Source organism: Streptacidiphilus rugosus AM-16, from assembly GCF_000744655.1.
Classification (GTDB): Bacteria; Actinomycetota; Actinomycetes; order Streptomycetales; family Streptomycetaceae; genus Streptacidiphilus; species Streptacidiphilus rugosus.
On sequence record NZ_JQMJ01000004.1, the window covers coordinates 18,348 to 37,187 of the forward strand.

Annotated in this window: 18 protein-coding genes and 2 pseudogenes; 15 read left to right on the top strand and 5 right to left on the bottom strand. The window is 70.1% G+C overall.

The annotated features are described in order from the left end of the window. Positions 1-202 precede the first annotated feature (202 nt). Both BS83_RS08810 and BS83_RS08815 read left to right on the top strand, forming a co-directional pair. Entirely contained in the window at positions 203-568 is a 366-nt protein-coding gene (locus tag BS83_RS08810; protein WP_051942846.1) for a methyltransferase domain-containing protein, read from the top strand. A gap of 297 nt (positions 569-865) precedes the next feature. Next, positions 866-1,531, top strand: a complete 666-nt coding sequence (locus tag BS83_RS08815) for a hypothetical protein (protein ID WP_157597086.1) — start codon at positions 866-868, stop codon at positions 1,529-1,531. A gap of 305 nt (positions 1,532-1,836) precedes the next feature. On the opposite strand, the gene BS83_RS08820 is transcribed toward BS83_RS08815, so the two are convergent. Next, a complete protein-coding gene (locus tag BS83_RS08820) occupies positions 1,837-2,271 on the bottom strand; it encodes a hypothetical protein (RefSeq protein ID WP_037603314.1) in 435 nt (144 codons plus the stop codon). A 156-nt stretch (positions 2,272-2,427) separates the two neighbouring features. Between BS83_RS08820 and BS83_RS08825 the strand changes: the two genes are divergently transcribed. The 12 genes from BS83_RS08825 to BS83_RS08885 all read left to right on the top strand — a co-directional run bounded on the left by BS83_RS08825 (position 2,428) and on the right by BS83_RS08885 (position 14,130). Further along, positions 2,428-2,946: a SigE family RNA polymerase sigma factor gene (locus BS83_RS08825; RefSeq protein WP_037603315.1), complete on the top strand. Its 519-nt coding sequence runs from the start codon at positions 2,428-2,430 to the stop codon at positions 2,944-2,946. Next, positions 2,943-4,013, top strand: coding sequence for a hypothetical protein (locus tag BS83_RS08830; RefSeq protein WP_037603316.1), 1,071 nt, complete (start codon positions 2,943-2,945; stop codon positions 4,011-4,013). The genes BS83_RS08825 and BS83_RS08830 overlap by 4 nt, the downstream gene beginning before the upstream one ends. A 276-nt stretch (positions 4,014-4,289) precedes the next feature. Further along, the gene (locus BS83_RS08835; protein ID WP_037603317.1) at positions 4,290-5,219 is read left to right on the top strand and encodes a hypothetical protein; all 930 of its coding nucleotides are present in this window, start codon (positions 4,290-4,292) and stop codon (positions 5,217-5,219) included. Positions 5,220-5,356: 137 nt separating this feature from the next. Further along, the gene (locus tag BS83_RS08840) at positions 5,357-5,836 is read left to right on the top strand and encodes a hypothetical protein (protein ID WP_037603318.1); all 480 of its coding nucleotides are present in this window, start codon (positions 5,357-5,359) and stop codon (positions 5,834-5,836) included. 78 nt (positions 5,837-5,914) lie between these two features. Continuing rightward, positions 5,915-6,355, top strand: a complete 441-nt coding sequence (locus BS83_RS08845) for a hypothetical protein (protein ID WP_232248177.1) — start codon at positions 5,915-5,917, stop codon at positions 6,353-6,355. Between the two features lie 162 nt (positions 6,356-6,517). Then, positions 6,518-7,033: a SigE family RNA polymerase sigma factor gene (locus BS83_RS08850; protein ID WP_037603320.1), complete on the top strand. Its 516-nt coding sequence runs from the start codon at positions 6,518-6,520 to the stop codon at positions 7,031-7,033. Further along, positions 7,030-8,037, top strand: coding sequence for a hypothetical protein (locus tag BS83_RS08855; RefSeq protein ID WP_037603321.1), 1,008 nt, complete (start codon positions 7,030-7,032; stop codon positions 8,035-8,037). Before BS83_RS08850 ends, BS83_RS08855 begins: the two co-directional genes overlap by 4 nt. Before the next feature lie 222 nt (positions 8,038-8,259). Beyond that, on the top strand, positions 8,260-9,594 hold the full coding sequence (locus BS83_RS08860) for an FAD-dependent oxidoreductase (protein WP_051942847.1): 1,335 nt from the start codon (positions 8,260-8,262) through the stop codon (positions 9,592-9,594). 533 nt (positions 9,595-10,127) lie between these two features. Beyond that, positions 10,128-10,847 (top strand): hypothetical protein, encoded by a 720-nt coding sequence (locus tag BS83_RS41575; protein ID WP_051942848.1) that lies wholly within the window; start codon positions 10,128-10,130, stop codon positions 10,845-10,847. A gap of 174 nt (positions 10,848-11,021) precedes the next feature. Continuing rightward, positions 11,022-11,570, top strand: coding sequence for a hypothetical protein (locus BS83_RS08875; protein WP_051942849.1), 549 nt, complete (start codon positions 11,022-11,024; stop codon positions 11,568-11,570). Positions 11,571-11,575: 5 nt separating this feature from the next. After that, positions 11,576-12,925 carry an MAB_1171c family putative transporter gene (locus BS83_RS08880; protein WP_037603322.1) on the top strand — a complete coding sequence of 450 codons (1,350 nt, stop codon included), beginning with the start codon at positions 11,576-11,578 and terminating at the stop codon, positions 12,923-12,925. A 23-nt stretch (positions 12,926-12,948) separates the two neighbouring features. After that, positions 12,949-14,130: a cytochrome P450 family protein gene (locus tag BS83_RS08885; RefSeq protein WP_037603323.1), complete on the top strand. Its 1,182-nt coding sequence runs from the start codon at positions 12,949-12,951 to the stop codon at positions 14,128-14,130. 315 nt (positions 14,131-14,445) lie between these two features. Here BS83_RS08885 and BS83_RS48260 read toward each other — a convergent pair whose 3' ends face one another. From BS83_RS48260 to BS83_RS08890, 3 genes and pseudogenes are all read right to left on the bottom strand, one after another. After that, positions 14,446-14,577, bottom strand: a complete 132-nt coding sequence (locus tag BS83_RS48260) for a hypothetical protein (RefSeq protein ID WP_269664844.1) — start codon at positions 14,575-14,577, stop codon at positions 14,446-14,448. Positions 14,578-14,591: 14 nt separating this feature from the next. Continuing rightward, positions 14,592-14,969, bottom strand: a pseudogene (locus BS83_RS48840) (NUDIX hydrolase); the annotation flags it as partial. Between the two features lie 172 nt (positions 14,970-15,141). Further along, positions 15,142-17,322 (bottom strand): cellulose binding domain-containing protein, encoded by a 2,181-nt coding sequence (locus BS83_RS08890; RefSeq protein WP_037603324.1) that lies wholly within the window; start codon positions 17,320-17,322, stop codon positions 15,142-15,144. Positions 17,323-17,749: 427 nt separating this feature from the next. Between BS83_RS08890 and BS83_RS08895 the strand changes: the two genes are divergently transcribed. Then, positions 17,750-18,592 (top strand): DUF427 domain-containing protein, encoded by an 843-nt coding sequence (locus tag BS83_RS08895; RefSeq protein WP_198035185.1) that lies wholly within the window; start codon positions 17,750-17,752, stop codon positions 18,590-18,592. An 8-nt stretch (positions 18,593-18,600) separates the two neighbouring features. Here the strand turns inward: BS83_RS08895 and BS83_RS43690 are convergent. Next, positions 18,601-18,744: pseudogene (locus tag BS83_RS43690) on the bottom strand (transposase family protein); the annotation flags it as partial. Between the last annotated feature and the right edge of the window lie 96 nt (positions 18,745-18,840).

Sequence of the window (18,840 nt, forward strand, 5' to 3'; positions counted from 1 at the left end):
GGGTTCGCGAAGCTCGTTTCGCTCTCGCCGAGGCATCGCAACTTCTCGGCTCCCCGGCCGCGGATTTGGGCCGCCCCACCCAGGGGGAACCGAGTCTCAACCAAGGGCTGGGGCCCCGAGGCTATATGCGCCCTGCGGAGCGTTCCCCGACCGGGTACTGGCTGAGGTATGCCGCGTCCTGCGCCCGGGCGGCCGGCTGGTCGTGGCGGAACCCGACTGGGAGTCCCTGGTCTTCGACCACCCGGACCTGGAGGCTTCGCGCGCCTACACACGCCACCTGGTCGACAGGATCGTCCGCAACGCCCTCATGGGACGTCAGCTCGCCCGTCGTGCGGAACAGGCCGGGCTCCAGGTCCGCGACGTCGTGGCCGTCACCTCGGTTCTGCGCGACGCGCGCGAGGCAGACCGGGTGCTGGGGCTGCAGCGCAATGCCCAACGGGCCGTGGACGCCGGCTACCTCACCGCGACCGTGGCGCAGCGGTGGCTGGACGGCCTCACGCGTGAGCCGTTCCTGGCCGCCGTCACCGTCTACATCGTCGCGGCCGACCGTGCCGCCGGCGCAGCGTGAGAACCCGCAACGTCAGGAACCTGTCACCCGCGGCGAGGCCGCATCACCCAGCGAAGACAACCGTGCCGGTCAGTAGGGGCGCTGACGAGGGTCAGCGCTGTGCTGGGGGCGAGCGTGCTGCGGACGCTGTTCAACCCGGTGGCAGCCAGGATGCTGCCCCGCAGCCCGAGCGAATACAGCTAGCGATCACCGGCTGAGAAAACCTTGAATGTGCCTCATCACTGACACGCCGGTCGGGCAGGGGCACAATCGCATCGGCGGCCGGTCCAGGAGAGCCCGGCGCCTGTGGAGCGGGGGATGACGATGGGCGACGTGCCGTCCGACGCCGAACTGGAGCGACAGTGGGCACGGATCATGCGCGAGTTGCCTCCAGGTGCCGCTCAGAAACTGGACAACCTGGCGGAAGCGCTGCGGACGGAGCTGGTGGCGCCAAAGAAGGCCTGGAGCCGCGAGTGGGGCAGCGTTCTGGGGCAGTACCCGGACCCGGAGAGCGGCTGGTCGTTGCCTCATCTGCGCTGGGCTGCCGTGATGCACGCCCGGCTTGCCAACAACGAACTCCTCAGGCACAGGCTCGTAGTGCACGACGGTCTCGAGAGCCTCCCGCGCCCGTGGCGGCTCGACCGGGACCAGGGCCGGTTGGAGTGGGACCACCCCGTGTCGTTCCGACGTCCGGACGGCGTCCGGGTGGAGGCCGTGCCGGGCAGCGTTGCCCTGATCGTCGGCTACGCGGACGCACCCGCCGTGGCCCAGGCCTTCTCCGTGGATGACCTCGGCGTGGCTCGTTGGCCATGGCAGAGCGACCTGCTGATAATCGTCGTCGACGTCTTCAAGGTCGTCCAGGGGCCGGGAACCCAGGTCGACCTGCTGACCGAGATCGCCGCTGCGATGCGGCGCGAACTCGCGGCGATAGGCGTCACCGATCCCGTGGCTTGGCTGGACTCCCTGGACACGACCGGCGACTGACGCGCCGCCCCTGGGCATGACCGCGAGCACCGAGCAGGCACCGGCCCGGCTGGGTCAGCAGCGTCGGTCAGGACGGAACCCGAGCTGGATGCAGCCCGGCATGGGCTAATCCATGGGCGCGGGACCGGGTTTGGCGCGCCTCGTTCCTGCCGCAGCCTGTCCCGTCGGATGCGCCGTGATTCCGGTGCGACGCTCTCGTGCGGCGGATTGAGCTGCCCGACCCTCGCCGCCAGATCCTCGAGCCGAGTGAGGCTTGCCGACAGTTCTTCGAAATTGATGGCGCTGCCCGTGCACGCCAGGTCGGTCTATGCTCTGCGGCGCTCTCGGCGATCCTCCGCCAAGGAGCCGAGCTGGTCGCGGAATTGGGGCGGCACGAGGAAACGCGGCCGGTTGAGCGTCACGATGACGCCCACCAGCAGGCCGCTCACCGCGGTTCCTACCAGGATCGCCACGAGGAAGATCATGAGGACCGTGGTACCCCAGCCGTGCTTGTTCGCTGACTCCCCGGCGAGGCCGAGGAAGTCGACCGCGAGGATGAGGCAGCTGACGAGCCAGAGGAAGACGGCCTCCGGCACCAGGGCACGCACGATGCCCTGCTGCAGCCCCTTGCTCACCGCCGGGTTCGGCCGGGTCAGCCATGCCGGGCACGGCAGGTTCCGCCAGGTGAGCCGACCGGCGCGGAACATCGCGGTGCCCGACCACGCACAGATCAGCACCACGACTGCTGCCAAGATGATCATTGGGCCTCACTGCTAGGACCGGGCGCCGGCCAGCGTATGGGCCACGCCGTCGATACGGAAGCCACTGGTGGCGCTCGTCACACGCGACCGGCGCCGTTCGGTGTGCAACCCTTCCGTCTTTCATCGCATTAGACGGGTGTGAAGGGAGGTGGACCGGTGACGGAACACCAGGGTGATGCCGAGTTCTGCGAGTTCGCGGCCGCGCGAGTGACGTGGCTGCGGCGGATCGGATATCTGCTGTGCGGGGACTGGCACCAGGCGGACGACCTGACGCAGATCGCACTGACGCGGCTCTACCGACACTGGGGGCGGGTCAGCCGCATGGACAATCCCGACGGCTACGCCCGCACGACGCTGGTCAACGCCTTCCTCGCGGAGCGGCGCTCGCCGTGGCGGCGGGTCCTGCTCCAGGCGCCTCCCGAGCGGGAGCTGCCGGTGGCGGACCTGGTCGCGATCCTCGACGTAAGGGAGGCGCTGGCCGCTCTGCCGCCGAGACAGCGAGCGACGGTGGTGTTGCGCTACTACTGCGACCTGAGTGTGGAGCAGACCGCACAAGCGCTGGACTGTTCCGTGGGGAACGTGAAGAGCCAGACCTCGCGCGGGCTGGACGCCCTGCGCCGGGCACTTGCGGCGTACGCCACTGACACTGCGGCGACGGAAGGGCTCCGGCGATGATCGACGAGCGAGAAGAGCTCCTGACCCGGGCCCTCGGTGCGCTGGCCGGGGATCCGGCCCCACCGTGCCGGGTCGACATCGGCTCGGTGGTCGCCGCCGGGCGCCGCGACCGCGGCAGGCGCCGCGTCTGGAAGGTCGGCAGCGCTGCCGCACTCGCCGGCGTGGTGATCGGCGCGGGTCTGGTCATCCACCACGGCGACGACGTCGAATCGACACCCGCGCACAGACCCCACAAGTCACTCCGCGCCCCTGCCCCTGTGCCGGCTCTCGCGCTCACCCTCACCCCGGACGACCCGCACCAGGTCCTGAAGCCCGGCGGACAGGCCGGGATCGTCCTGATGAAGATCACCAACACGACCGGAGCCGCCGAACAGTTCACCGGCCTTGTCAGCTTCTGGCCCAAAGGCTCGCTGACCTTGAGCCGGCACGACACCGACGTCACGTTCACCTCCGTGGGCGGCGCCCCCAAGCTGCCGGCCACGACCGACGGCTGGACGCATCCCGTCTCGATCCCCGCCCACGCCAGCTACACCTGGAAGGCGGCGGTGCGGGCGACGACGGCTTGGCCGCGCAACGACAGCGGTCTCGGCTTCGAGGTCGGCGTCCTCGGCCAGAACCCCTTCGTCATCAACAAGCAGATGACCTGGTACGCCGTCGGATCCGCGAAGACCGGCCCCATCGTCACCGCCTTGGCCGGAGACACCCGTCTGGCCCCCGGCCACCCGGCCGTCGAGAAGCTCACCGTGACCAACCACAGCGGCGCCAGGATCGACCAGCCGCTGACCATCCAGGCGAGCCTCGCCCCGCCCGGCCCCACTCGGCTGGCCATCGACGAATGGATCGGCACCACCGCCCACGGCCACTGGCAGGCCCTCACCAACCCCACCCTGCAGGTCCCGGCAGGTCTGGACAACGACGCCACCAGCACCTTCACCCTGCGCGTCCGGGTGGTCAGCTACAGCGGGCCCACCAGCCAGGTCAACGCCGACCTCATCGCAATGGACCAGGACACCACTGGCCCCGGCACCACCGCCGACCAGCCACTCACCGTCCTGCGAACACTCTGACCCCTCAGGTGACCCTCCCGGCGATGCGGGGTGTGGCGGTGACGCAGGGGCGTCGGCGGGAGGGGATCTTCGTGGTGTCGTGGACCGCGGCCCGGGGTTTCGCGGACGAGCCGGCGGTGTGGTGGGCCGCGTCGATGACCGCAGGGTCGAAGCCGGGTGTTCGTGGGCCTGAATAATGCTCCCATGAGGGCAGAGCTTGTAACGAAGGTTCAGATGCCGCAGCCGGGACTCAGCCGGCTCAAGGGCGGTCGCGGATGGCAGCTGCAGGAGGGAGGCATGCTCAAGCTCCTCGACTCGGAGTTTGCTCCGGTCCGGCAGTACGACCTCGGAGGCCAGGTCTCGTCGTTGGCCGTCAGCCCGGACGGGGCTCGCGTCGTCGTCGGCGGGAAGGATGACATACGCCTCGTCGACGAGCACGGCGACGTTCTCTGGTCCGTACGACACGCCCCCTGGGGAACCGGGTATTCGTACTCCGGCTCGTGTGAATTCTCGGCGGACGGACAAACCGTCTGGGCCACCGTCCCCGAGACCGAACTGGACTCCGACGAGGAGGACGGGCTCTGGGGAGACGATCAGGAGGTGGAGACGGCGGCTCCCAGTGGCAGCTGGAGTGCGCCCGAGGGCTGGGGCGACCAGTGGTGGGTGATCGACGCCACGACCGGCAAGATCATCGGGCGCAGGTGGCTCGGGTGCGAGGCCACGGGCTCGGTGACGCTTCGCCATGCGGACGGGGTGCACATGGGCCTGAATGTCGGGGAGGGTCAGGACGGCTCACGCATCTACTGGGGCAGTGTCAATGACGGCTCTCCGCAGGTGGTGACCAACGGTGACGTGTCGCGGGCCCTGGCCGACCTTCATCCCGACGGTGCCACCTACGTGACCCTCCCGCGCGATTCGGACGGGCTCATGCTCCACGACTTCTCCAGCAGGTCCGTGATCGCGCACCGGCCGAACAGCGATTTTCTCGAAAGCGACGAGTGGCCGCTCCACGCCCAGTACCTCGACCGGGAGACAATTCTCCTGGAGACGGTTGACAGAAAATGGAAGACTGCCCGCCATCTCGCTTTCGACGCCCTTCGCCTGGAATACCTGGGAGAGGTCGTGTACCCCACGGGCATCGACAGCTCGACATTTCATTCCGTCCACGCCGGCACGTGGGCGACGAACGATGCCGGCGGTCTCTGTCAGTGGCGGCTGACTGTATAGTCCCGCACCCCGGACGGCGGCGGACGGTGCTGGCGCGGAAGGGGCCGGTCGGCGTCAGATCCGGTAGCAGCAGGGGTGACCTCGACCCTGGTTGCTGGGATCGGTCGAGGCGGGAATTCGAGTTGGGGTGACGTCATATGTCGGACGAGAGCGAGATCGAAGCCGTCCTGGCCCGGCTGCGGGCCTCCGGAAGCGACGAGGAGTCCGAACCTCATCCGCTGGCCGGTGAGCTGGTTCTCCCCGACGGGCGGCCCGCACCGGAGTGCATCCGCGCGTGGGCGGCATTCGACAGCTTCTACCCGTTGAACGGTGGCCGCAGCAGCGTGCCGGTCGCCGACCTCGAGGGCGTCCTCCTCGTGCAGCCGATGAGCCATGTTCTGCGCCATGTGTGCCTCGAGTCGATCGAGGACGAGGTCGACGAGGAGACGACGGAATACCTCGAGGAGCTCATCGAGGACCTGTCCGCAGACCTTGAGGGCTATGGGGCCGTCCTCGCGAACGAGCACCCGGACCCGGTCCTGTGGATCTCCGGCACGGGCGAGGTGAGCATCCTCTGGTACAAGCACGACGCCTTCGACCGGCGGATCCGGTTCCTCGACATGGTCGCCGGGCTCTGAAGCGACGTGACCGTACTTCTCGGAGACAAGCGCCGGTTCGCCGCCGAGGTCGGCGACTGGGACAACGCACTGTGTCGGGTGGACCTGTGGGCTGCTGAAGAGTGGCTGACCTGCGACGACAACATGGCCTTCGCCGGGCAGTTTCGCCGTGGCGTGCTGGACACGGCCGCCTGGCTCCGTACGGGGCAGGGCTCCCCGCTGCCGTTCGACGGCTTGTCCCCGCAGTCCACGCACCGGCGTCTCCTGCGCAACGCCGGGACCGACGACGAAACCGAAGCAGAGTACGAGCTGCGTACCCGCTTCCGGGCCCTGACCTGGGGGCCGACGACCGACAACGTGATCGCTCACCTCTTCCGCGACGCGGACCGCTTGCTGCTCACTGTTCAGTTCTGGCGCGAGGAACACCTGATCAAGCATCCCGAGGACGCGGGCAAGGTCCTTGTGGCGGAGATCCCGACCGTGGAGTTCGTCACGGTCCTGGAAGACCTTGCCGTGGTGCTCGCCGGTGGGGCCCGCTGATCTCCACCGCGATGGTCGAGGAGGGGTGGCGGGTGGGGCCCGTTGTTCGCGGTTCCTGCCCGCGGTGGCACGGCGCCCGTGCTCGGGGCGCTCGGTGAACGCCTCCGATCTCGTGCAACCATTCGGACCCGCCGGGGATTAGGGAGGCGGAAAGGAGGCCGAGTGACAGGAAACGATCGGGATGAGGACTTCACGGCGTACGTCAGCGCCAAGCTGGCCTGGCTTCGGCAGGTCGCGCTCGTCCTGTGCGGTGACTGGCATCGTGCGGACGACCTCACCCAGACGACGATCACCAGGCTGTACACCCACTGGCCTCGGGTGAGCAGGATGGACAACCCCGATGGCTACCTCAGGACGATGCTGGTCAACGCCTTCCTCAAGGAGCAACGCTCCATCAGCCGGTGGCGGTTCATGCGGACCGCGGAGGACTGGGCGGCCCCGCAGTTCGACGTGGAGGCGGGGCTCGACCTGCGCCGAGCGCTTGCCGCGGTTCCGCCGCGTCAGCGCGCGACGGTGGTGCTGCGTTTCTACGAGGACCTCACTGTGGAGCAGACCGCCGAGGCGCTCAACTGCTCGACCGGAACCGTCAAGAGCCAGACGGCACGCGGCCTGGAGGCGCTGCGCCGCGTGCTCGAACCACGCAGTCCGGCGATGGCCGAAGGAGGTGCAGGTCAGTGACTGACCAGTCGTACGAGCAGGACTCTCTGGCCCGGGAGCTGGCGGAACTCCCACCCGTCCCGGCCCCGCTGGGCACGGTGGACGTGAACAGGGCCGTCCATGACGGGAGGGCCCGGATCCGGCGGCGGCGCGGAGCCACAGCCGCTGCGGCGGCCGGGCTGGTGGCGGTCGCCGTGCTCGGCCTGCTGGTGGGCGGGGTCGGAGGGTCCGACTCCAGCTTGCCGGTGGAAGTCACCTCATCGCGTCCCACCGTCGATCCGCACGATCCGCTCACCCTGTCCGCCGGCTTCGGCTGGCTGCCTCCGGGGTTCACCAAGGTCGTCCGGTCCCGGGGGAACGGGCAGGAGTACTTCGGGGCCTACGTTCCCGACCCGCACAGCTCGCTTGCCGTCGCGGACGTTCTGGTCTCCTTCGAGACGGGCTCCCCTGTGCTCCCGAAGACGGCCACCTCTGCCCCGGACGTGAACGGACGCCCGGGGTACTGGATCACCGCGAGCAAGCCGGTCAGCCCGAACCGCGCCCTGGTCCTGCTGTGGCAGGCCGCCGACGGGCGCTGGGTGAGGATGGAGGCCAGGAGCATGCCGGGGACTGACCCGAAGCGGGACCTGCTGCGCACCGCGGCCGGGTTCGACGTTCGGGAGGTGTCGGTCCCCCTGCCCTTCCACGTGTCGAACACGGAGTCGGGGCTCACGGTGGACAACATCCAGATGACGACGACGGACAGCGGCGCCAAGTGGATGGTCACCGCGAGCTTCAAGAAGGGGAACTACGACGTCGGCCTGCTCGTGGGCCCGGCGAACGCCTACGACGCGAGTAACTTCTCCGGCCTCGTGAACTGCGCCATTCACGCGGGGATCAAGGCCTGCACCTTCGGGGGCGAGCTCGCCTACCGCGCCGAGCCGGTCCCGAGTGACGCGGCGTGGGTCAAGCGGTTCATGTCCCTCGCCGACGTCACCCTGCTCGACACGGACGCCCGTCACTGGACCACCGACGTCCTGCGCTGATGCCATGCGTTCTCCGGCGCGTGCGCCGGGGGCGACGGTTCTCCCGAACCGGGTGGGCCGTCGCCCGCGCGCACGTGCATCAGTTTCGACCGGCCGATTCGTGCCCCTGACAGGACCGAGTCGGGTACGGAAGGATGACGCCGAAGATCATGTCGGGTGCGGTCGAGCCAGGATGTTGAGGTCCGGATGGGCGAGGGCGGCAGGGTTCGTTGGGGTCGAGCGGTGATCGTGGGCGGGAGCTTCGCGGGCCTGGTCGCCGCACGGGTTCTTGCCGACCACTTCGACGAGGTGGTGCTGGTGGAGCAGGACGAAGTGACCGATGAGACGGGCGTCCATCCGCATACTCCGCAGGGTCATCATGCCCACGCGATGCTCGCCAGAGGCGCCGAGGTCCTCGAGGGGCTCTTTCCGGGCCTGCGTGCTGAGTTGGCCAGGCTGGGCGCGCCCGTCTACGAGTACGGCGAGCGCATCAACTTCCTGCTGCCGACCGGCTTCGCCCCGCGCTGCGAAACCGGGGTGCTCATTCAGTCGTTCACCCGCGGCACCCTGGAACGCACGCTGCGCCGCAGGGTCCTCGAGTCTCCGCGCGTCGTGGCGCTGTCGTCGGTCCGCTGCGAGGCTCTGGTCTCCGCCCGGGCGGGTGCGGTCACGGGTGTCCGGTACCGTCCCGTCGGCGGCGGCGGTGAGTCGGTCGTGCTCGACGCCGACCTCGTGGTGGACGCCTCAGGTCGGGCGGGGGGTCTGGACGAGCGGCTCGGCGCCCTGGGTGTCGTCGTGCCGGCCCCGCGGGTCCTGGACGGGCGTGTCACCTACGCCTCGCTCAACTTCCCCCGGACGCGGACGGCGGACTTCGATGTCGCCTACCAGATGACCTTCGCGCCCGGGATCGCGCGGGGCGGTGTTCTGGTCGCCGTGGAGGGCGACCGTTGGACCTGCTCGCTCTTGGGCCACAAGGACCAGGCTCCTCCCGTCGACGCGGCCGGCTACCTGGGCTTCGCCCGCTCGTTGGGCAATCCTCGGCTGGCCGACCACCTCACGGAGCGTTCCGAGGCCGAGCGTGTCCATCGCTACACCCACGTGCACAGTCGCTGGAACCAGTACCACCGCGGGAGGGGCTGGCCTGAACGGCTGGTCGTCGTCGGGGACGCCGTCGCGGCCTTCAACCCGGTGTACGGACAAGGCCTCACCGTCGCGGCGTTGGAGGCCGAGCTGCTGCGTCGCAGCCTGAGTGCCCGTCATTCCCGCGGCGGCGGCCTCGACGGTGTGAGTCGTCCGTTCCAGCGTGGGGTGGCCGGGCTCGTGCGCGGGCCCTGGACCTTGTCCGGCAGCTCGGACTTGATGTGGGACCAGCGGAAGCAGCCCCTTACGGCCAGGATCTCGCACTGGTACAACCGCCGCCTGCTCGCCGCCGCGGTCGACGACCCGAAGGTGTGGACCCGGTTCGTCAGGGTGATCAACATGAGCGCCTCCCCCGGCACACTGTTCCATCCCACCGTCGTGGCCAAGATCGTCCGGACCGCCGTGCTCACCCGCGCTGCGCCGACGGCGCGCCGGTAGCGGCCGCGTGAGTCGAGCACCAGCCGCCGGCACGGCTCTCGGCGGCGCGGGCACGCGCGCCCTGCTCGGCGGACGGGTGCGCTGGGCACCCAGGGCGGCGGCATGCCGCGGCGGACCAGTCGGTGCGGCCCCCCGGCCGCGGCACCTCCTGGTCCGCCACGGATATGCGGAGCCGGACACAAGGCCCGGCCCTTCGTCTGCCCGGAGCGATGCGGATGGCGCTCGTGGCAGGGGTGACTGGAAGGACCCCCTTGCGAGCTCTCCGCCGGGCAAGCCGACTTCACTGTCCGCGACCGGAATTGGCCACGGTTCGGTCCCCCGTCACGCTGTGGTCCCGTCCCAGGGCACGCCACCAGGTGCATCCGTCGGTTCGGCGGCCCATCGTCACGTCAGGTGGTCGGCACGTCCACGATCGTGCAGATTCCCCCGACTTCTTGTCAAGCCCAATAGATGGATGACATAGGCGAGCTGATCTCTCGTCAAGTAGAGTAGATGCGCGGGGGGATCCGGTGGAGTCTGAAGGAGTTGATCGAGTGGGTGACGCCTCACTCGCGGCCCGCGTGGCCGAGAGGCTCGACTACCTCATGCGGACCGGCCATCCCGACGGCGGCGGTCCCACCGACTACGCAGCCGTCGCGGAGGCGAGCCATGCCTACGCGCGCGAGCACGGCGGACCCACCATCAGCCACCAGGGCGTCTTCAACCTACGCAACGCGAAGACGGCGAACCCGAGCGTCAACAGCCTGGAAGCCCTGGCCCATGTGTACGGGGTCGACATCACCTACTTCCTCGCCGAACCGGACCAGGGCGGCGACCGGCCTGCGCCGACGACGGATGACGCGGGCGCGGGCGCCGCCGACCCGGAGGCGGTGCTCGGCCGGCTGTTGCTGCTGGTCTCGATCAGGGAGCGCCGTGATCTCGAGGGGAACTACGGCGACAAGGAGCTGGCGAGGCTCGTACAGGGCCAGGGCGGCCATCTCACGGAGGACGACATCGTGCGGCTGCGCGGCGGCGAGTGGCAGCCGCACCTGACGGCCCGGCTGACGTCGTTCGCCACCGCCAGCGGCGTGCCCGCGGCCTTCTTCTTCGACGACGAGGTCGCCGCCAGGGTGTCCGAGGACCTCAAGCTGCTGAGCGCCTTGAGGGACATCGGGGCCCGGCAGGTCGCGATGCGCATGGTCGAGCTCGACCCCGAGGACGTGTCGGCGATCAGACCGATGATCGAGCACTTGATCAGCCGGAAGAAGTCGTAGGGCGCGGTGGTTCTGGCTGACGGGGCGCGGCGGGCCCGGCGGGGTCGGGCGCGCCGGGCCGGGATAGGCTCCGGCCCGGTCGTCATGATTCGCGAGAGCTGGGGCCGGACGCCCGGGGGGTCACATGAGGTCCGTATCTTGGCATGATCCGGTCATAGATGGGGAGGTCGGGAGTTGAACGACAGGGAGCTGAGGCGCGCCTGCGCCGACCTGGTCGACGGCCTCGACGTCCCGCGCCCGTTCTCCATCCCGGCGCTGGCCGAAAGCATCGCGGCGCGCCGCGGCCGGAACATCGAGATGGTGCCGATGCCCATGGCTCCTCGCCCGGCCAGCCCTTGCGGGTTGTGGGTGGCCACGGACCACACCGACTACGTGATGTATTCCGAGCAGACGACGCGTCGGCAGCAGCAGCACATCCAACTGCACGAGCTCGCCCACATCGTGCTCGGCCACAAGTCGACCGAGTCCGACGCGGACGAGATGTCCCGGCTCCTCATGCCGAACCTCGATCCCGCTCTGGTCCGGCTCGTGCTCGGCAGAACGGTCTACGACACCGAGGAGGAACGCGAGGCCGAGACCGTGGCCAGCCTTCTCCCCCTCCACGCCGGACGCCAGGCGGCGGTCCCACCGACGCAACGCCCCGAACTGTCCAGGGGGACCGAGAACCTGGCCTGGCATCTCGGCGCCGCCCTCGAGCGCAGCGCCCGACGGAATCAGGACTGACCGACATGCTGCTGTTCACCGTCGTCTACGGTGTCCTCGCTCTGATCAACACCTGCGCGCTGGTCTACAAACTGCGGGACCTGGTGCGGGACCCGCGCAACCGGGAACTCCGGCTGCTGTGCCTGGCCATCGCGACCTACGACGCCCCGTTCGTGCTGGCCTCCCCCGCCGTGTACACGGGCATCGACCACGTGCTGGGGATCGCGAACTTCGCGACGCTCCTCGTCTACATCAGCGTCGCCGTCTGTCTGACCGCCTTCGTCGCGCTCCTGGTGAGCTGGTCCTCGGCCCAGGACAAGATCCGCCTGCGACACCGTCTTCTGGTGAGCTACTCCGTGGTCACCCTCGCTGTGATGACGGCGTTCTTCTTCCTCGGCCAGAGCCACGTCGACGGCGTGGAGCACCCGATGGACTTCGACGTGCACTTCGAGGCCACGCCGTACATCTCGGTCTTCCTGATCTCCTACCAGCTCCTTTTCTGCGTGAGCCAGGCGATGCTGGGGATCCTGTGCTGGCGGTACGCCCGGATCGTGTCGGACCGCCCCTGGCTGGCCAGGGGCCTGCGGATCGTGACGGTCGGCTCCGTGTTCGGCGAGGGCTACTCCGTCCCGAAGATCGTCAACATGGTGTGGGACCAGGTGGGCCCGAGCCCGATGCACACCTTCAGCAGCGTCGTCGCCCCGATGAGCGCCAGCGTGGCCGCGGCCCTGTTCTCCCTCGGATTCACCATGCCGGCCTGGGGTTCCGGGTACGCCCGCACCCGCGAGCGGGCCGCGGCCTACCGCCGCTATCAGCGCATCTACCCGCTCTGGCGCGACGTCGCCGACACCCTGCCCGGCCTCGTGCTGTTCAACAGCCCGCCGCGCACCACGCGCTGGACGGCGGGAAGGCTGTGGCGCCTGGCGGGCCCACAGGTCGTCGAGGTGCGCGACGGACGGGTGGCCCTGCGGCCGAAGAACGACCCCGAGGTGCAGTACACCCTCGACGACATCGCCCTGCTCCTCGCCCGGCAGATCACCGAGATCCGCGACGCGCAGTGGCAGCTGCGGCAGCTCTTCACCGCCCAGACCGCCGCCGTCGCTCGGTCGCTCGCCGAGGACCAGGGCCTGACCGGTGAGGACGCCGACGCCGTGGCCGAAGCCGCGCAGCTCGCCATCGCGCTGCGGGCGCGCGCGGCCGGGGTGCAGGTGCCCGGCGAGGACGGGAGCCCGCTGATCGATCCCGGCGGCGAAGGCGGCGCAGGCGACGACGACGAGGCGGCATGGCTCATGAAGGTCGCCGACGCCTACCGCACTTCGCCGATCATCCCGATCGCACTGTCCCGCACCTTCGAGAGCGAGTGGGCCGACGCGTGACCCGCACATCACCCTCCCCTGCGATGCCGTCGCTGTTCACCGCGGCTCTGCTCGACGACCCGCACACCGGCTACGCCGCCCTTCGGGCCGCAGCCCCGATCCAGCGCACCACGACCCCGGACGGCGCCCCGGTCTGGCTGGTCACGCACTACCAGGACGTACGCCGTCTGCTCGCCGACGACCGGCTCTCGCTGAACAAGGCGACCGCCTCGACCGTCGGCGACCACGGCGCCTCCATGCCGCCGGAGCTGGACGCCCACATGCTCAACGCGGACGCGCCCGACCACACCCGGCTGCGGCGCCTGGTGTCGAAGGCCTTCACGCCCCGCAGCATCGAGGCCATGCGCCCGGTCGTGGTCCGACGGGTCGACGAGCTCCTCGCGGCCCTGGAGGATCGGGAGAGCGTCGACCTGATGGCGGCGCTGGCCATGCCGCTGGCTCTGTCCGTGATCTGTGACGTCCTCGGCATCGAGGAGGCCGACCGGGCCGACTTCCGGCAGTGGACCAACACGCTGCGCTCCCCCGCGCCGGACGCCGCCGTGGCCTCACGCCAGGCCCTGAAGAGCATGCACGCCTTCCTGCGCGACCTCATCGCCGGCAAGCGCGCCGGCACGCCGGGCGACGACCTGCTCTCCCAGATGATCGCCGCACGTGACGAGGGGGACCGCCTGTCGGAGGGAGAACTGGTCGCGATGGCGTTCCTGCTCCTCTTCGCCGGCTACGACAACGCGGCGAACCTCCTCGGCACGACGCTCCTCGCGCTGCTGACTCACCCGCCGGTGCTCCACGACCTCCGGTCGGGCACCGTGCCACTGGACCAGATCCTGGACGAGGCGCTGCGGTGGGAAACCCCCTCGATGCTCGCCTCCCGGCGGTTCGCACGCGAGGACATCGAGTTCGACGGCCACGTCATCGCGGCCGGCGACCGTGTATGGCTGTCGCTGGTGTCCGCCAACCGGGACGAAGACCAGTTCGCAGCGGCATCCGAGTTCCGTCCCGACCGCGGAGGAGCCGGCCACCTCGGCTTCGGCCACGGCCTGCACTACTGCCTGGGCGCTGCGCTGGCGCGTCTGGAGGCGAGCGTGGCGATCGAGGCCCTCGTGACCCGCCTCCCACGGCTCGCCCTGGCGCGTCCGCCGGAGGAACTGGAATGGGCTGCGTCCTACCGCTCGCGAGGGCTGGTGACCTTGCCGGTCACCTGGTAGCGGTCGGCAGTGCCGGGCGACGCCGACGGCAGCGCCGCGTGGCGGCTCGCGTCGTCGGGATCGGACGGTGCGCCGGCGCACACGCGACGAGGCGGGCGGAGATCCGAGGACCAGGAGCCCGAGGCAGCCGGAAGAGCCCGGCAGAACGAGCAGACGGCCCTGGTCACCTGCTCGGCGAGCCGCCCCCTGCACTGTCGGGTCGAAGACTCAGAGACAGGTGACGGCGCGGCCGAGACCGCGTGCGGCGGCGAGCGTACCGGTGTCGATGAGGGTGTCGGAGTGTCCGGCGGACCGGACGGACGCGACTCGCCGCCGCTACACCTGCTGCTCCACGGGGCCGTCCACGCTCCGGGTCCGCCGGGCCAGCTGCTCGTAGGCGCCCAGGCCGTAGACCTCGTACGCGACCTGGGCGACAGCGGCTGCCTGGGCCTCACCGGGCGGCCCCAACGCAGCCGCTGTCCTGCGGCGGCCAGCGGCACCCAGGCGCGCCGGTAGACGATCCCGTTGTCCGGGTCAGGGGTCTGCTCGAGCCACTCATCGACGCGGGCCACGACGCGCAGTTGCGCGATCGAAGCCTGCTGGTCCTCGCTGACCAGTTGGAAGCCCAGCGGGACGAGGTCCCGCAGGGTCACGTCCGCTTCCTCAAGGGCCTCGCGTCGGACCGTCGCCTGCCAGTCGGCGTCGGTGTCCTCCGGCGTCCCTCCAGGGAGGTTCCACGCGCCGGGCATCTCGATCAGGAGCACACGGCCCCGGTCGTCGACGATCCAGGCGTACACCTGCCGGACGGGAATGCCCGCCGGGGCGGGCCAACTCGGATGCCAGGCGTAGGTGGTGGTCACAGCTCGTCAGGGTAGCGGCGTCCGGCCCTGCGGTACGGGCAATCCGCCGGGGCCGGACGGGCCGGGCACCGGGCCGGTGCCTGATGTTCCGCCGCGCGGCCGGGCACCACGGGCGGTGTGCCGTCGGCGGACACACCGCCCGGCATCTCCAACCACTCTCGCCTGTCGCACTTCAGCCGCAGGCGGCGCCGTTCAGCGTGAAGCCGCCAGGCGCCTGGTTGCTCCCCGAGTACGAGGCGTTGAAGCCGACCGTGGTGCTCGCGCCCGGTGCCAGCGTGCCGTTGTAGGAGAGGCTCGTCGCGGTCACCGTGCTGCCCGACTGGGTCCAGGTGGCGTTCCAGCCGTTGGTCAGCTTCTGGTTGCCGGGCCAGCCGAAGAAGAGTGTCCATCCGTCGACCGGCGTGCTGCCGGTGTTGGTGAGCACGAGGGTGGCGGTGAAGCCGCTGCCCCAGTCGTTCACCGAGTATCCGACCTTGCAGCCGCCGCCGGTCGCCGCAGGCGTGGTGACGGTGAGGGTGCCCGAGCGGGCCGAGCGGACTCCCGCCGTGTCCTTCGCGTAGACGGCGAAGGTGTACGCCGTGTTCGGTTGGAGCGCGCTCACCGTGGCACTCGCACCGGTCGGTGAGGCGACCACGGTCTCCGTGCTGCCGGACACCTGCACCACCTGGTAGCCCGCGAGGCCCGTCTGGCTCGTGGACGGCGCCCAGCTGAGGTTCACCGAGGTGCTGGTGACGCCCGTGGCGGTCGGCGTGCCGGGGGTGGTCGGCGGCGTCGCCGCGCCGCCCGGTTGCAGGGAGAGGAGCACCGCGCTGTACGGCGCGACGGTCTGCGAACCCGCCGCGCCTGCGCTCGCGGTGGTCAGCGTCGCGGCGGCTCCTGCCATCGTGGTGACCGTCGGCGCGCCGGAGGCGGGGGTGAATCCCGCGTAGGACAGGCTCACCTGGTAGGTGTTGACCGGATCGTCGTTCACGAGCAGGACGCGCAACGAGCCGTCGGCGGCCTTCACGCTGTAGGCCTGGAGCAGGGACTGGCTGGAGCCGGCGGAGACCAGGGTGTCGCCCGGGTGCGCGAAGCGGCTGAGCAGCGTCATGCCGTTGTACGCCGGGAAGGGCGTGTCGGCCGCCGGCTCGCACAGCTGGGCGCCCGCGACGGCGGCGCAGCTTCCGTCGGCGAGCATGCCGTAGTCGCCGTAGGCGGCCGTGCCGTTGAGCGAGGAGCTGTTGTCACCGGTGGTGACGATCCCGTTGTGGATCTGCCACCAGTCCACGCTCGAGACGCCGCCTGCGAGCCAGCCCAGGTAGTCCTGCGGCAGGAACAGGGCGTTGACCAGGCCGACGGTCTGCTTGCCGGGGTTGGACGAGACGGAGTTGGTCTCGGTCACCATGACCGGCACCGACGAGCTGCCGGCGTACTGGCCGAGCTGTGAGCGCAAGGTGCTCACCATGGTGGGGATCTGTGCGGCGTCGGCGAGCAGTCCCGCGTCCGTGGGGCCGGGCGGGGTGACGCTGCTCGGGTTCTGCGGGTACCAGTGCACGTCGGCGAACCCGATCTGCCCGGCCAGGGCCGTCATCACGGTCTGGTTCCACGGCTGCGGGCTGCCCGCCGAGGTCGTGCCGTCGGGCCAGTTGCCGGGCGCGGTGAGCACGACGCCCACCTGGATGGTGGGGTCGACGGCTTTCATCGCGGCGATGTACGCCTTGACGTTCTGCGCGTACACCGCCGGCCCGCAGTTGGCCGGGTTCGCGCCGGTGGAGCAGTGCTTGTCGGTCTCCCAGTCGGCGCCGTAGGTTCCGTTGCCGTAGATCTCGTTGCCGATCTCCCAGTACTTGATGTGGTAACCGTGCGTGATGTTGGCGTACCGCACCCAGTCCGCGGCCAACTGCGCGCCGGTCTCGGCCGGGGACTCGGCGGCGCCGATGACGTCTCCGCTGCCGTAGTTGACCGTCACCATGCCCTGGGCGCCGGACTGCTGGAGCATGGTGGCGTACTGGTCGAAGTCGACCGCCTGGGTGCCGTTGGTGAGGTCGCTGTTGGTCTTCCAGTTGTAGCTGTCGGACGAGCTGCCGCCCGGGAAGCGGACCAGGCCGACGCCGGCCTGCTTCAGCAGGCCCGGTACGGCGGCGTCGGTCAGTTTGCTGTCGTAGACCGAGGCGTTGGTGCCGATCGCGGTGGTCGGCACGGTGGCGAGGGACTGTGCTGCGTTCACGCTCACCGTGGCCGTGGTTGCGGAGGTGGCCGCGCCGGAGGTGGCCGCGCCGGCGGTCGGCGCGGAACTCCACAGCGGTCCGGCCGCCAGCAGGGCTGCGGTGGCCAGGAAGACGGGCAGGCGTAACGTGCGCGATGGAGGTCGCATGGGCGTGGACCGTTCTGTCTCGACGGGTGGGCTACCGGCGGGGCATCGCGACGGGTGTGGGTCCGGCCGCCGACCGTGCCCCGAGGGTCGGACGGCGAGTCGGCCGACGTCAACGGCGCCACCTTCCGTCACGATGGGCGCCTGGCTCACCTGCGGAGATCTACGGGATCACCGGATGTAGCTTTCAGGACCCAGGCCTTCCGCAGGAATGGAACCGCCCGCCGGCATCCACGGCTCATCCCGGTTCTCCGGGCCGGCCGACTCTTGGAGGGTGTTGCACATCCCGAGGCGCGGACAGGCCTACCCCTGAACTGAGCTGCGGTTTCGCGCGTCGAGGGCGAGGCTGGACATGTGTGTGACGGCTTGGACCTACAGTGGATCTTGCCAGGAGATGTGCGGGCGGAGGGAGTCGGTGATGAGTACGCGAATGCGCAGCTTGCTTGCCGCAGGGCTGGGTGAGCTCCGGTACGAACCGATCGACAAGCGCATCCGCGCCGTCCTGGACGGCGGCACGGTCGTGGACACCACGAGGGCGGTGCTGGTGTGGGAACCGCGCCGGATCGTGCCGTCGTATGCCGTTCCTGCGGATGACATCGCCGCGGAGCTGACGCCGGTCGGCCTGGTCGCCACGGACACGGCGGACAGCACCGGCGCGCGCATGCCCGAGCTGTCCGCCCGGCCGGTGCTCGACCCCTCCGTCCCGTTCACGGTGCACAGCGCCGAAGGCCGCGCGGCCGATCTCAGAGCCGGGCGGCGGCAGCTCGCGGGCGCCGCGTTCCGTCCCGCCGACCCCGCCCTGGACGGGTACGTCGTCCTGGACTTCCGCGCCTTCGACACCTGGTACGAGGAGGACGAGCTCAACGTGGCCCACCCCCGCGACCCGTTCCACCGCATCGAGGTGATCCCCAGCTCCCGTCACGTGCGCGTGGAGCTGGACGGCCACGTCCTGGCCGAGTCGTCCCGGCCCACGCTGCTGTTCGAGACCATGCTGCCCACCCGCTACTACCTGCCCGCAGACGACATCCGCGCCGAGCTCACCCCCAGCAGCACCCGCACCTGGTGCGCCTACAAGGGCGAGGCGTCCTACTGGTCAGCAGCGGCGGGTGATCGCGTCGTGGCCGACATCGGCTGGACGTACCAGGAGCCCCGGCACGACGCCGCGCACGTCCAGGGCCTCGTCGCGTTCTTCAACGAGCGACTCGACTTCATCGTGGACGGTGAACGCGCCGAGCGACCGATCACCCCGTGGTCGCCCCGACCGAAAGCCTGAAGGCGGCAGCGATGCCGCTGCTCGAGCACCAGGAGTGGCCCGGTGCGATCGACGATGCGGTCCGCCGCGGACTTCGACAGCCCGAACAGAGGCGCAAGCTGTCACAGCGTCAGGTTCGTGCGCCGGTAGGCCGCCACCAGCGGCACCCGATCCATCCGGCCCGGTGCCAGTTGGCGATCATGAAGACGGCAGGCAATACCGACAGGCCGATGACCCAGCCCTCGGACAACCATTCAGACGCTTCGCCA

Coding starts and splice junctions, on each gene's coding strand:
- BS83_RS08815 (WP_157597086.1), top strand. CDS start 866: ATGACGATGGGCGACGTGCCGTCCGACGCCGAACTGGAGCGACAGTGG.
- BS83_RS08820 (WP_037603314.1), bottom strand. CDS start 2,271: ATGATCATCTTGGCAGCAGTCGTGGTGCTGATCTGTGCGTGGTCGGGC.
- BS83_RS08830 (WP_037603316.1), top strand. CDS start 2,943: ATGATCGACGAGCGAGAAGAGCTCCTGACCCGGGCCCTCGGTGCGCTG.
- BS83_RS08835 (WP_037603317.1), top strand. CDS start 4,290: ATGCTCAAGCTCCTCGACTCGGAGTTTGCTCCGGTCCGGCAGTACGAC.
- BS83_RS08840 (WP_037603318.1), top strand. CDS start 5,357: ATGTCGGACGAGAGCGAGATCGAAGCCGTCCTGGCCCGGCTGCGGGCC.
- BS83_RS08880 (WP_037603322.1), top strand. CDS start 11,576: ATGCTGCTGTTCACCGTCGTCTACGGTGTCCTCGCTCTGATCAACACC.
- BS83_RS08885 (WP_037603323.1), top strand. CDS start 12,949: ATGCCGTCGCTGTTCACCGCGGCTCTGCTCGACGACCCGCACACCGGC.
- BS83_RS08890 (WP_037603324.1), bottom strand. CDS start 17,322: ATGCGACCTCCATCGCGCACGTTACGCCTGCCCGTCTTCCTGGCCACC.
- BS83_RS08895 (WP_198035185.1), top strand. CDS start 17,750: ATGCGCAGCTTGCTTGCCGCAGGGCTGGGTGAGCTCCGGTACGAACCG.